Origin of the sequence: Pseudomonas sp. PARCl1 (assembly GCF_947311875.1) — a bacterium.
Lineage (GTDB): Bacteria > Pseudomonadota > Gammaproteobacteria > Pseudomonadales > Pseudomonadaceae > Aquipseudomonas > Aquipseudomonas juntendi.
The window spans coordinates 40,559-52,579 of the sequence record NZ_CAMZMX010000012.1; the positions used below are offsets into that span (position 1 = coordinate 40,559).

Genomic DNA, 12,021 nt, shown 5'->3' on the forward strand with positions numbered 1-12,021 from the left:
GTAGAACCTCCGGCAGTCAGGGAAGGGTCACAGTAGCCCCAGCTGTTCGACCTCGGGTGCGCGCGGCAATTCCGGCAGCGCGGCAAGGCCCGGCAAACGCAGCATCAGGCGCTGGTGAAAATGCCGGGCAAGTGCCGCCGCCAGGCGGTTGTCCGAGGTATGCAGGAAGATATAGGGGCTGCGGCCTTCTTCGATCCAGCTGGCCACCTTGCCTACCCACGGGGTGAGAAACACGTCGTTGGCTTGCAGTTCCGGGTGGCCGATGAAGCGTACCTGCGGGTGTTGGGTAAAGGCGGCCGGGCGCGGCGGCACCTTGGGCTTTTTCGACTGCGCATGCAGCACGGCAGGGTCACGCGAAGTGCAGCTGAACAGCGCGCGCGGGTCCAGGCAAATACGCTCTACGCCCCGCTCGTGCAGCACCCGGTTGAGCATGCGCTCTTCTTCACCCTTGGCGAAAAACGCCTGGTTACGCACTTCAACTGCCACGGGCACCGCCAGCTCATCCAGAAAATGGCGCAGCTCGCCCAGACGCGCAGGGCCGAACTGGGCCGGCAATTGCAACCAGTAGGGGGACACTCGCCTGCCCAATGGCGCCATCAACCGGGTGAAATCGAAGGCAGGCTCCAGCTGGTGGCGCAGGTCACCGGCGTGGCTGATGTCGCGGGGGAACTTGGCCGTGAACCGGAAATGCGCGGGCATTACCTGTGCCCAGCGGGCAAGGGTGCCAGGAGCAGGCCGGGCGTAGAAGGTGGTGTTGCCCTCGACCGCGTTGAACACCTGGCTGTAGAACCCCAGCATCTGGCCGCTGCTGGCGTCGGCGGGGTACAGGTAGTCGCGCCAGGCGTTTTCACTCCATGACGGGCAACCGAGAAAGTAAGGCAGTGCTGATGGACTCATCCATCAAATGTACAGGTCGAGCCCTAGTACTTCCATGTCCCAGTCGGTAAAACCGGCGGTGCTCAGGTAACTGGCCAAGGCATTGGCGGTACGCCGGTCACGGGCGCGAGGGAATACCATGTCCTGCTGGCGGGCTGGCAGGCCAGCGCCATGGCGGCGCGCGGCAGGCTCGGGTGGCGCGGCTTCAAGGTCATCGACGACCTCAGCATCATCGACCGCATCCTCACGCACCGCTGCCTTGCGCGGCGTGCGCTTGATCGGGTACTGCGATGAGAAACCGTCGATACGCATGGCATGAGCACTCGGGATCAATGATGGCAATTTAGCAGCATCAGAGCTCCGTCGCTAATGCTTCATTGATAACTCGACCACAGAATGCGAAAAAGGTTTTAGTGTGATCGGCAATAACCGACGGACAGCAGCTATTGCTGCTTCGGGGTAGCTACATTGTCGCGCAGATACACCGGCTGCGCCTGTTCGGCGGTAACTGCCTCGCCACGCGCCCAGGCAAAACCGGCCAGGGCCAGTACGTCCACAGCGCTGGGCAGGGCCTGGGCATCGCTGGCCGCGACTTTCACTGCCAGGCGTTCGGCATAACCCCAACCCGTGCCGGCACCGAACCAGGCACCGGTGCTCTCTAACGGCAGCGCCACCTGCTCGGGCGGCAACACGGCCTCCCTGCCGACCAGGCGCATTTCCCCTGCCGTGGCCTGGTAGCACCCCCAGTACACCTCGTCCATACGCGCATCGATGGCCGCGGCGACCTGCTGCACGCCCTGTTTGCGCAACGCGCCCTGGGCCAGCGCGGCAAGGTTGGAGACCGGCAGCACCGGGCGCTCGAGGGCGAACGCCAGTCCTTGGACCACACCGATGGCGATACGCACACCGGTGAACGCACCCGGGCCCCGGCCAAAGGCGATGGCATCGAGCGCATTCAGTGCCACACCGGAATCGGCCAGCAACTGCTTGATCATCGGCAGCAGCTTCTGGGCATGCATGCGCGGGATCACCTCGTAATGGCTGGTTACCTTGCCGTCATGCAGCAGCGCAACGGAACAGGCTTCGGTGGCGGTATCCAGGGCCAACAGGGTGGTCATCGAACGGGTATCCAGGTGCGAAGAAAAAGTGCGGCATTATAGAGCAGCTGCGCCGCTGTGTCCCCAAGGGGCCGCTGTATGGCCCCTGTGGGAGCGGCTTTGCGTCGCGAAAGGGCCGCAAAGCGGCCCCAGGGTGTCAGCGACGTGGCAAAAAATTGATGGGGCTGCTGTGCAGCCCTTTCGCGACGCAAGGCCGCCCCCACAAAAAGCGGACCGTGCGCCAGGTGCTGGATCAGCTCAGAGCTGCCAGGACCTTGGCAGTGATGGCTTCAACCGAGCCTACGCCTTCGATGTGGCTGTACTTCGGCTTGCCAGCATTGGCCGCCGACAGCTTCTGGTAGAAGTCCACCAGCGGCTTGGTCTGGCTGTGGTAGACCGACAGGCGATGGCGAACGGTTTCTTCCTTGTCGTCGTCGCGCTGGATCAGGTCTTCGCCAGTGACGTCGTCCTTGCCTTCCACTTTCGGCGGGTTGTACTGAATGTGGTAGGTACGGCCCGAGGCCAGGTGCACACGGCGACCTGCCATGCGACCCACGATTTCTTCATCGTCGACGGCAATTTCAACCACGGCGTCGATATCGACACCGGCCGCAACCATGGCTTCGGCCTGTGGAATGGTCCGTGGGAAGCCGTCGAACAGGCAGCCGTTGGCGCAATCCGGCTGGGCGATGCGCTCCTTGACCAGGCTGATGATCAGCTCGTCGGACACCAGCTGGCCGGCATCCATGACTTTCTTCAGTTCCAGGCCCAGCGGGGTGCCGGCCTTGACGGCAGCACGCAGCATGTCACCGGTGGAAATTTGGGGGATACCGAACTTTTCGGTGATGAACTTTGCCTGAGTACCTTTACCGGCCCCGGGAGCTCCCAGCAGAATAACGCGCATCTTGTGCTCCTCAAATTTTTTTATGAACTTCAATGGATTCGGCGACCAGGGCCAAGTCCGGAAAATCGGGTATGACCATAATTAGGTCAGAGGGCTGCTCAAGATACACAGCGCCCGGCAGCCAGACAAGCGTCCCAAAGTTGCAGGAATGCGCCACTTGCGACCAAGCAGGCAGGTGGTTGCGCCCGGCGCAACCACCCTTTCGCTGCTGCCGTACAGCCGTCATGGCATGCCGACTGCCGCACCCGGCACTGCGCTCAACCGGTGTTGCGCAAGCCGGCGGCAATGCCCGCCACCGTTACCAGCAAGGCCTGCTCCAATGGGCTGTCCAGAGCGGCTTCGCGGCTGCGCGAGCGCGCCAGCAATTCGGCCTGCAGGCGGTGCAGCGGGTCCAGGTAGGTGTTACGCAAGCTGATGAATTCCAGTGTCTCGGGGCTGTGCGCGAGTAGCACCGGCTGCCCGGTAAGGCCAAGCACTATCTGGCACGACTGCGACAATAGGTCGCGCAGGTGCGCCCCCAAAGGCAGCAACTGCGGTTGCACCAGACGTTCGTCGTAGGCCTCGGCAATTTGCGCATCCGCCTTGGCCAGTACCATTTCCAGCATGTCGATGCGGGTGCGGAAGAACGGCCAGTGTTCGCGCATCTGCGCCAGCAGTTCGCCTTGGCCACGCGCCAAGGCATTGCTCAGCGCGGTTTCCCAGCCCAACCAGGCCGGCAGCATCAGCCGCGTCTGGGTCCAGCCGAAGATCCATGGGATGGCCCGCAGGCTTTCGATGCCACCGGCGCGGCGTTTCGCCGGGCGGCTGCCCAGTGGCAGGCGCCCCAGTTCCTGTTCCGGCGTCGACTGGCGGAAATACTCGACGAAGTCCGGGTTGTCCCGCACCACACTGCGGTACGCCTTGACGCCATCGGCGGCCAGCTGGTCCATGACTTCGCGCCAGGCCGGCTGCGGCGGCGGCGGTGGCAACAGCGTGGCTTCGAGTACGGCAGCCAGGTACAGGTTGAGATTTTGCTCGGCAATGCCCGGTAAACCGAACTTGAAGCGGATCATCTCGCCCTGCTCGGTGGTACGGAAACGCCCGGCCACCGAGCCCGGTGGCTGCGACAGAATCGCCGCATGGGCAGGCCCACCGCCACGGCCCACAGTGCCGCCGCGGCCATGGAACAGCAGCAGTTCGACCTGATGCTCGGCACAGATACGCACCAGGTTTTCCTGGGCACGGTACTGCGCCCAGGCCGCTGCCGTGGTCCCGGCGTCCTTGGCGGAGTCGGAGTAGCCGATCATGACCTCCTGCGGGCCGCGCAGCCCTGCACGGTAACCTGGCAGGCCCAGCAGGCGCTGCATCACCGGCCCGGCGTTGTCCAGGTCGGCGAGGGTTTCGAACAATGGCACCACGCGCATCGGCCGGGTCAGGCCAGCTTCCTTGAGCAGCAGTTGTACCGCCAACACATCCGAGGCAGCCCCGGCCATGGAGATGACGTAAGAGCCCAACGAGGCAGCAGGTGCACCCGCCACTACGCGGCAGGTGGCCAGCACCTCGGCCGTATCCGCCTGCGGCTTGAAGTGTGCCGGCAGCAGCGGCCGGCGGTTTTTCAGCTCGGCTTGGAGGAATTCGATGCGCTGCTCTTCATCCCAGTCGGCATAGCGGCCCAGGCCCAGGTAATCGGTGATTTCGGTCAGGGCGTCACGGTGCCGGGCCGCGTCCTGGCGCACGTCGAGCCGGCCAAGGAACAGGCCGAATGTGACCGCGCGGCGCAAGCAGTCCAGCAGCGGCCCCTCGGCGATAACGCCCATGCCGCACTCATGCAGGGACTGGTAGCACAGTTCCAGTGGGGCAATCAGGTCACGATTGTCGACCAGCACCTCGGCGCTGGGCGGCTGGCTGCTGTTCAACGCCGAGTGCGCCCAGGCACGCGTTGCACGCAAGCGCTCGCGCAACTGCTTGAGCACCGCCCGGTAGGGTTCAGCGCTGTCGCCGGCCTGCTGGCGCAGGGCGGCGTTAGCCTGCTGCATGGACAACTCGGCGGCCAACGCATCGATGTCGCGCAGGAACAGGTCGGCAGCCATCCAGCGGGCCAGCAGCAGCACCTCGCGGGTCACCACGGCGGTCACGTTGGGGTTGCCGTCGCGGTCCCCGCCCATCCACGAGGCAAAGCGGATAGGGGCGGCCTCCAGCGGCAGGCGCAGCCCGGTAGCGTCCAACAAGGCCTTGTCGACCTTGCGCAGGTGGCTGGGGATAGCGTGCCATAACGAATGCTCGATCACGGCGAAGCCCCACTTGGCCTCGTCGACCGGGGTCGGCCGGGTGCGTCGGATTTCCTCGGTGTGCCAGGCCTCGGCGATCAACCGGCGCAGGCGTTCGCGCACGTGCTCGCGCTCTGCCGGGGTCAGGTCGCGGTGGTCCTGGGCAGCCAGTTGGCCGGCGATGGCATCGTACTTTTGAATCAGCGTGCGCCGCGCCACTTCGGTGGGGTGCGCGGTGAGCACCAGCTGGATATCCAGCTTCGCCAGCTGCCGGGCCAGGGCATCATTGCTGTGCCCGGCCTGCTTCAGCCGCGCCAGCAACTCGGGCAGCACCCGCGCTTCGAACGGCTCGGGCTGGTCGGCATCGCGTCGGCGGATCAACTGGTACTGCTCGGCCATGTTGGCCAGGTTGAGAAACTGGTTGAAGGCCCTGGCCACGGGTAGCAGGTCTTCCTCGGCAAGGTCTGCCAGGGTCGAACTCAGTTGCTCCCCGGGGCCGCGACGGTCGGCCTTGGCGCTGTGGCGAATGGCTTCGATCTTCTGCAGGAATGCATCGCCATGCTGTTGGCGGATGGTCTCGCCCAGCAGTTCACCCAACACATGCACATCTTCACGCAAGCGCACATCGATATCGGTCATTGGCCCCTCTCTCCGTTGCATCCCTTCCAGGCTCCACGCCCTTCCTGTGGGGGCGGGCATGCCCGCGAAAAATCCAACGCGGTGGCTGGCACCGGCTGCGCCGGTGTTCGCGGGCATGCCCGCTCCCACATTGGGGCGGTGACATTCACCCAAGAGTGCCCCCAGCCAAGCAGCGATGGCAAGCAGGGATCGGCCAAAGCAAACTAAAGTGGAGGTTGAGCACTCCCATGCCATGCAGCCTTCGAGGCGTAACCAGAGGTCATCATGAAAATCCGTGAACTCGCCCAGCACTGGGAACAGAATGCCGCCGGCACCTTGAGCCGTACCGGCCATGTCCTGCATCTGGACCTGGAGTCCGAAGCGCGCCTGGCCGCGCTGATCGACATGTACCCCAAACGTACCGCCGAGGAACTGCTCGGCGAACTGGTCGCGGCCGCGCTTGAAGAAGTGGAAGCCAGTTTTCCCTATGTGCCCGGTCGCCAGGTCATCGCCACCGATGAAGAAGGTGACCCGATGTATGAAGATGTGGGGCCGACACCGCGGTTTTTGTCGCTGTCGAAGCAGCATCTGCACAGCCTTACCACCGGCGACAGCGAGGACGCAGGGGCGTAGGCCTTGCGCAGCCTTGTGTGATCGAGCGCCGCGCGCGCGGCGCCTGATTTCAGGCACTACATGCGCCGTGACGAACACGTCACCGCGCCCCCCCACCCGCTGCAATTGTCTCGGGCACTCGGCAAAAACCCTCCACCGAGTCAGAAATTTTTCGGAACTATCCAAAAAAACACTCAGTCACAGCTAATAGCCATCACGCTAAAACCCTGCACACCTGCCGTTGTGCACCGTTGATTCCAAGCGCGCGGACTTGTCAGGGAATGAGCGATGGACTGCTACGGACATCGTTATCAGGAGTGATCCAATGGAGCTGACCACCATGAAAACCCGCACTAGCAAACCGTCATCCACTCATGTGCGCGGGTTCAAGCTGGCCGCGCTGGCCCTGGGCAGTAGCCTGGTCCTGGCCGGCTGTGCGGGCAACCCGCCTACCGAGCAATATGCGGTTACCCAGTCCGCCGTGAATTCCGCTGTCAGCGCTGGCGGCACCGAGTTCGCGGCCGTGGAAATGAAAGCCGCGCAAGACAAGTTCAAGCAGGCTGAAATCGCCATGCACGACAAGAAGTACGACGAAGCCAAGCGCCTGGCCGAACAGGCCGAATGGGACGCACGCCTGGCTGAACGCAAGGCCCAGGCGGCCAAGGCTCAGAAGGCCGTGCAGGATGCCCGCCAGGGCGTTCAGGACGTACGTGAGGAAGGCCTGCGCAGCGCTCAGTGAGCCCTGCCCCGCCAACCTTAGCCTTCGCACACGATCAAAGGATGAACACTATGCGCAATTACGTCATGATTCCCGCCCTGCTGGCCCTGAGCGTCGGTCTTGCTGCGTGCTCGCACGACCCTAACGCCAACCTGGAAGCCGCCCGCACCAACTTCTCGGCCCTGCAGAGCGATCCACAGGCGAGCAAAGTCGCCGCGCTGGAAACCAAGGATGCCCAGGATTGGCTGAACAAGGCCGACAAGGCCTACATGGACCGTGAAGACGAGAAGAAAGTCGACCAGCTGGCCTACCTGACCAACCAGCGCGTCGAAGTGGCCAAGCAGACCATTGCCCTGCGGACTGCCGAGGGTGAGCTGAAGAACGCAGCCGCCCAACGTGCCCAGGCCAAGCTGGATGCCCGCGATGCCCAGATCGCCAAGCTGCAGAACAGCCTGAACGCCAAGCAGACCGACCGCGGTACGCTGGTGACCTTCGGTGACGTGCTGTTCGACTTCAACAAGGCCGAGCTGAAAAGCAACGCCTACCCGAACATCACCAAACTGGCCCAGTTCCTTCAGGAAAACCCTGAGCGCAAGGTGATCGTAGAGGGCTACACCGACAGCGTCGGCTCGGCCAGCTACAACCAGAGCCTGTCCGAGCGCCGCGCCAACAGCGTACGCATGGCCCTGGTGCGCGCCGGCGTAGACCCAGCGCGCATCGTGGCCCAAGGCTACGGCAAGGAGTACCCGGTTGCGGACAACTCCAGCAATTCCGGGCGTGCACAGAACCGTCGTGTGGAGGTGACCATCTCCAACGACAACCAGCCGGTGCAGCCACGCTCCATGAGCCAGGCCAAGCAGTAATACTGGCTGGCTGACAGAGAAAGCCCCGCGATCGACGCGGGGCTTTTTTTTGCTTCGCTGCCGCTCACTGTACCCGCTGCGGCGTTTCCTCACCCATGCAGCGCACTGCACGCTTGCGGTTGTCCACCAGCACGCCCGTCAGGCCTTTCTGCTGGGTATCGAACAGCACCAATACCCCGTCCACGCACTGCGCCACTTGCGGTGCCGGGTCCAGCGAAACCTTGTAATCCTCGCCGGGGACGGTCTTGAGCATGGTGTAATCCTGCAGCAACAGGGCATCCTCGGGTTTGGCGAAATGCAGGTAGCCGTAGTACCACAAGGCGCCCACCGTTACGATGATGCTGCCCACACCCGTCAGGATCAGCGGGATGGCGTTGCGTTCTTCACTCATTGGCTGTTCTTCTCGTCAGGGTAATCTGGCACTTCGGCGAGCCGCCGCAGGCCGTTGAAATGACTAGGGTCGTCGAGGAAGCGCAACATCACCTGGCGCCAAGTAGGGTCGGCGAAGGTCTGCACATGGCCACCTCGGGTCAGTTGCAGCACCCGCGGCGGTGGCGCGTGCTGATACAGGCGGATACCGTTTTCCAGCGGCACCAGGTCGTCATCGATGCTCTGGAAGAACAGCTTGGGTGGGCTGCGCAGTTGCTCGATCGAGCGGATCGCGCTGTCGCCGTCGGGCACCAGCCACGACAGTGGCACCTGCAATGGCCAGGTCATCCACGAGGTACTGAGGGCATAGCGCCCCACCGCCCGGTAGCTGGCCGGCACCCCGTCGAAAACCAGGGCAGCGAAGCGCTGGCGCTGCTCCGGGTGGCCTGCCAGGTAATGAATCGCCATGGCGCCGCCCAGGCTCTGCCCCAGCAAGACCAGCGGCTTGCCCTTGGCCTCGGGCGCCTGGTCCAGCCAGGCCATGGCCGCGGCGATGTCCTGGTATACCTCTGGCAGGCTCGGTTTGCCCTCAGACAGGCCATAGCCGCGGTAGTCGACCATCAGCACCTGATAACCCTGCTCCGGCAGCCAGTAGCTACCACCCAGGTGCCCGGGCAGGTTGCCGCCGTTGCCGTGCAGGTGCAGCACCGTACCCTTGACCTCCACACCCGGCTTGGCCGGCAGCCACCAGCCGTTCAGACGAACGCCATCGGCAGTGGTCAGGGTGACATCACGGTACGCCAGCTTGGCCCGTTCAGGGGTGAACGCCTGCCCGCGCTCGGGGTAGAACAGCAGGCTGCTGCAGCCGCCCAGGGCCAGCAGCACCAGCCCCAGCAGCAGCGGGCGGCAGGACTTAGAGAATATTCGCGTAGTCGGCTTCAATGCGATCCAGGCTCAGGTGGTTGAGGAAGTTGGAGAAGCACATCCAGGCCGACAGCGCGTTGAGGTCACGGAACTGTTCGGGCAAGTACTTGGGCGGCTCGACCAGCCCCTCCTCGACCAGTTGACGCAAAGTGCGCATGTCTTCCAGGGTGGTCTTGCCACAGAACAGCAGCGGTATCTGCTCGAGCTTGCCCTTCTTCACAGCCAACTGAATGTAGTTGTAAACCATGATGAAGCCCTTGAGGTAGGACAAGTCCTTGGTAAATGGCAGGCCGTTGGGCACCGAGCCGCGGAATACCCGGCTGGCGTTGCTGTAGCTTTGCCCCATCTCGAAGCCCTGCTCGCGGAAGAAGCCGTACACCTGCATGAAGTCGGCGCCCTCCTCGACCATGTGGATGGCACGGGTGCGGTTGGTGAGCTTGCGCAGGCGGCTGGGGTAGGAGGCAAAGGCAATCACCTCCATGAGGATGGCCAGGCCTTCCTGGGTCACCGTCGACGAGGGCGGGCCCTTGGCCAGGAAGGTGCAGATCGGCTGGTTCAGGCCATTGAGCGTGGTGCCGACGTGCACCAGCCCTTCGTGCACTTCCAGCGCCCGCACGTCACGGGCATTGAACATGGCATCGGCGCGCACTTTGATGTAGTCGGCACCGGCGGCGGCGTCAGCGACAATGCCGTCGGACTCGAACACACGGATGGTGCCTTCGGCTTCACCGAACACCGTGTTCAGGCGCCGCTGTAGGGTATCGACAGCCTCTTTGGCGGTCAGGTTCTTCGGTTCGTCCTTCAGGTCGCCGCGGCCATCGATGTTGTTCAGGTAGTCCGACAGCATCAGGCCGAGGTCGGCCAAGGTCGGGTCACCGGCATGAAAGGCGTCGGAAGCGGCGCCATACAACTCCTGGGAGATCAGGCCGAACTCCTCGGTGCCACGGGCTTCGAGCATGCGCACTACCATGCGGTACTCGCGACACATGCGCTTCATGATCTGCCCAACGGGGTTGAACTGGCCTAGCTGGCGAATGATGTCGCGCTCGATCCCCTGAAACTCGGCCTTGACGGCGCTGGAGTCGAACGACAGGGGCCGCGACTGGTAATAGGCGCGGTCGACCGCTGGCGGCTCCTTGCCCTTGCCTTGCAGGAAGCCCTGCCGAATGCTGTCGTCCCACTTCACCGCATCCAGCACCCGAATCGGTGTTTGCGCCGCGACGATGCGGTCGGACAGGGCGCGGATGGTCTGCTGGTATTCGTCCACCGGGGACTCCTTTCTAGTACAGAAAACCTGTACCGGTCTCATCGCCGGCAAGCCAGCTCCCACAGGTTTATCACTGCCTTGGAGCCCTGTGCTGTACCTGTGGGAGCTGGCTTGCCGGCGATGAAGCCAGCACGGTCATTTGCCGGACCGCTGGAACCGGGCCACTTCAACGAACAGGTCCGAGTTGGCCGGGTCGTCCAGGTACGCCAGCACCCGCGCCGACGGGCTATCGATCAACACACCATCGCCGTTGCCTTCCGGCACCTCGGTACTGCGCCCGGTCAGTTCCTGTTTGTCCACTGCCTGCTGCACCTGCTCGACATCCAGGTTGTACAGCACCAGTTCCTTGCCATCGACGATATCGAAGCCGCCAATCAGGAAATTGCCGCCCAGGCGCTTGGGCACACCGGCCGACAGGTACCAGCGGTTACCGTGGCGCGACACCGTGAACATGTAGGCTTCCGGTGCCTTGCCTTTGGCCGTGGCGACCGCCTTGTAGGCATTGCCACTGCTGCGGGTGATGGTGAGCTTCAACGGCTCACCCCAGGCGTCCTTGCTGCTCCACTTGCCGAGCAAGGCCTTGGGCGCGGCCTGATTGCTGGACAATGGCTCATGGAAGGTCACCAGACAACCGCCCAGCAGCAGGAATGACAAAGTCAACAACACCACACGCCAGGCTTTCATCAGGTTCTCCTTGAAAAGTCGGTCTCGCTCAGGCCGATGCCAGCACCAGTTGCAGGTATCGGGTAAGCATAGCGAGCATCTGCCCATCGGCTTGCGCATTGGCATCCTTGAGCAGGCCCTGATATTCCATCTGCTCGATAATCGCCGTCAACATTTGGGCGTCCTGTTCCGGTTGCCGCGAGCCGACCACCTGCAGCAATTGACGGGTGCCGTGCAGCAGGATCTGCTCGTGCGCACAGACCAGTTCCGCCAGGCGCGGGCACAGCAGCGCCTCTTGGCGGAACGCCTGTTCGGCCATCAGGAAGTCGCGGCGGTTCAGCAGTTGGCGCTGCACGTAGTCGGCGGTCATGCGTGCCACTTCGTCAGCCAGCCGTGCCCGCGCCTGCGGGCTGCCATCCCCTTGGGCCAGCAGCTGGCGCAGCACAACTTCGGTGTTGGCCCACAGTTTGGCCATGTAGGCGGCGCTGCGTTCGACGTACTGGGCGAAGGTATCGGTGAGCAGGTCCTCGATGTCCTTGAAATAGTAGGTGGTGGCCGACAAAGGCACACCGGCCTCGGCAGCCACCGCCCGGTGACGCACGCCGCGAACGCCATCGCGCACGACGATGCGCATGGCGGCATCGAGAATCTGCTGGCGACGCTGTTCGCTGCCTTGGCGGGCAGCTTTGCGGCCTTGGTATTGCACGCTTTCGGCGACGGCGGTGGCGATGCCGGCGGCGCCCTGGTGAGGGGTGGCGGGTGTCATAGGGGACCTCACGGAAGAAGCGGCAAGCTACAAGCGGCAAGCCACCAGAAAAAGCGGAATGCACGCGGACTGCCGTTTCTTGTAGCTTGCCGCTTATG

General features: G+C 63.6%; 13 protein-coding genes. 3 read left to right on the plus strand and 10 right to left on the minus strand.

Going from position 1 to position 12,021, the window contains the following annotated elements:
- Positions 1-27 precede the first annotated feature (27 nt).
- The 5 genes from QME24_RS09230 to ppc form a co-directional block, all read right to left on the minus strand.
- Entirely contained in the window at positions 28-897 is an 870-nt protein-coding gene (locus QME24_RS09230; protein ID WP_281690822.1) for a DUF72 domain-containing protein, read from the minus strand.
- Between the two features lie 3 nt (positions 898-900).
- Entirely contained in the window at positions 901-1,188 is a 288-nt protein-coding gene (locus QME24_RS09235) for a hypothetical protein (RefSeq protein ID WP_029885100.1), read from the minus strand.
- A 131-nt stretch (positions 1,189-1,319) separates the two neighbouring features.
- The gene (gene tsaB / locus QME24_RS09240) at positions 1,320-1,994 is read right to left on the minus strand and encodes a tRNA (adenosine(37)-N6)-threonylcarbamoyltransferase complex dimerization subunit type 1 TsaB (RefSeq protein WP_029885101.1); all 675 of its coding nucleotides are present in this window, start codon (positions 1,992-1,994) and stop codon (positions 1,320-1,322) included.
- Between the two features lie 232 nt (positions 1,995-2,226).
- Complete coding sequence (gene adk / locus QME24_RS09245) at positions 2,227-2,877, minus strand: adenylate kinase (RefSeq protein ID WP_029885102.1); 651 nt, start codon at positions 2,875-2,877, stop codon at positions 2,227-2,229.
- A gap of 257 nt (positions 2,878-3,134) precedes the next feature.
- Positions 3,135-5,762 carry a phosphoenolpyruvate carboxylase gene (ppc, locus tag QME24_RS09250; protein WP_192439728.1) on the minus strand — a complete coding sequence of 876 codons (2,628 nt, stop codon included), beginning with the start codon at positions 5,760-5,762 and terminating at the stop codon, positions 3,135-3,137.
- 264 nt (positions 5,763-6,026) lie between these two features.
- On the opposite strand from ppc, the gene QME24_RS09255 reads away from it, so the two are divergent.
- From QME24_RS09255 to QME24_RS09265, 3 genes are all read left to right on the plus strand, one after another.
- Positions 6,027-6,374 carry a hypothetical protein gene (locus QME24_RS09255; RefSeq protein WP_029885104.1) on the plus strand — a complete coding sequence of 116 codons (348 nt, stop codon included), beginning with the start codon at positions 6,027-6,029 and terminating at the stop codon, positions 6,372-6,374.
- Between the two features lie 304 nt (positions 6,375-6,678).
- Positions 6,679-7,092 (plus strand): DUF4398 domain-containing protein, encoded by a 414-nt coding sequence (locus tag QME24_RS09260; protein WP_009686991.1) that lies wholly within the window; start codon positions 6,679-6,681, stop codon positions 7,090-7,092.
- 50 nt (positions 7,093-7,142) lie between these two features.
- Entirely contained in the window at positions 7,143-7,934 is a 792-nt protein-coding gene (locus QME24_RS09265; RefSeq protein WP_009686992.1) for an OmpA family protein, read from the plus strand.
- Between the two features lie 64 nt (positions 7,935-7,998).
- Here QME24_RS09265 and QME24_RS09270 read toward each other — a convergent pair whose 3' ends face one another.
- The 5 genes from QME24_RS09270 to QME24_RS09290 form a co-directional block, all read right to left on the minus strand.
- Entirely contained in the window at positions 7,999-8,325 is a 327-nt protein-coding gene (locus QME24_RS09270; protein WP_029885105.1) for a hypothetical protein, read from the minus strand.
- Positions 8,322-9,245: an alpha/beta hydrolase gene (locus QME24_RS09275; protein WP_235768546.1), complete on the minus strand. Its 924-nt coding sequence runs from the start codon at positions 9,243-9,245 to the stop codon at positions 8,322-8,324. Before QME24_RS09275 ends, QME24_RS09270 begins: the two co-directional genes overlap by 4 nt.
- A complete protein-coding gene (locus QME24_RS09280; protein WP_154211460.1) occupies positions 9,217-10,536 on the minus strand; it encodes a flavohemoglobin expression-modulating QEGLA motif protein in 1,320 nt (439 codons plus the stop codon). Before QME24_RS09280 ends, QME24_RS09275 begins: the two co-directional genes overlap by 29 nt.
- Before the next feature lie 93 nt (positions 10,537-10,629).
- A complete protein-coding gene (locus QME24_RS09285) occupies positions 10,630-11,178 on the minus strand; it encodes a hypothetical protein (RefSeq protein WP_192439726.1) in 549 nt (182 codons plus the stop codon).
- A gap of 28 nt (positions 11,179-11,206) precedes the next feature.
- Positions 11,207-11,923 carry a TetR family transcriptional regulator gene (locus QME24_RS09290; RefSeq protein ID WP_029888049.1) on the minus strand — a complete coding sequence of 239 codons (717 nt, stop codon included), beginning with the start codon at positions 11,921-11,923 and terminating at the stop codon, positions 11,207-11,209.
- Positions 11,924-12,021: the final 98 nt, after the last annotated feature.

Excerpts from the sequence above, each read along its gene's own strand:
- QME24_RS09260 (WP_009686991.1), top strand. The coding sequence starts at position 6,679 with ATGGAGCTGACCACCATGAAAACCCGCACTAGCAAACCGTCATCCACT.
- adk (WP_029885102.1), bottom strand. The coding sequence starts at position 2,877 with ATGCGCGTTATTCTGCTGGGAGCTCCCGGGGCCGGTAAAGGTACTCAG.
- QME24_RS09235 (WP_029885100.1), bottom strand. The coding sequence starts at position 1,188 with ATGCGTATCGACGGTTTCTCATCGCAGTACCCGATCAAGCGCACGCCG.
- QME24_RS09265 (WP_009686992.1), top strand. The coding sequence starts at position 7,143 with ATGCGCAATTACGTCATGATTCCCGCCCTGCTGGCCCTGAGCGTCGGT.
- tsaB (WP_029885101.1), bottom strand. The coding sequence starts at position 1,994 with ATGACCACCCTGTTGGCCCTGGATACCGCCACCGAAGCCTGTTCCGTT.
- QME24_RS09285 (WP_192439726.1), bottom strand. The coding sequence starts at position 11,178 with ATGAAAGCCTGGCGTGTGGTGTTGTTGACTTTGTCATTCCTGCTGCTG.
- ppc (WP_192439728.1), bottom strand. The coding sequence starts at position 5,762 with ATGACCGATATCGATGTGCGCTTGCGTGAAGATGTGCATGTGTTGGGT.
- QME24_RS09290 (WP_029888049.1), bottom strand. The coding sequence starts at position 11,923 with ATGACACCCGCCACCCCTCACCAGGGCGCCGCCGGCATCGCCACCGCC.
- QME24_RS09230 (WP_281690822.1), bottom strand. The coding sequence starts at position 897 with ATGAGTCCATCAGCACTGCCTTACTTTCTCGGTTGCCCGTCATGGAGT.
- QME24_RS09280 (WP_154211460.1), bottom strand. The coding sequence starts at position 10,536 with ATGAGACCGGTACAGGTTTTCTGTACTAGAAAGGAGTCCCCGGTGGAC.
- QME24_RS09270 (WP_029885105.1), bottom strand. The coding sequence starts at position 8,325 with ATGAGTGAAGAACGCAACGCCATCCCGCTGATCCTGACGGGTGTGGGC.
- QME24_RS09255 (WP_029885104.1), top strand. The coding sequence starts at position 6,027 with ATGAAAATCCGTGAACTCGCCCAGCACTGGGAACAGAATGCCGCCGGC.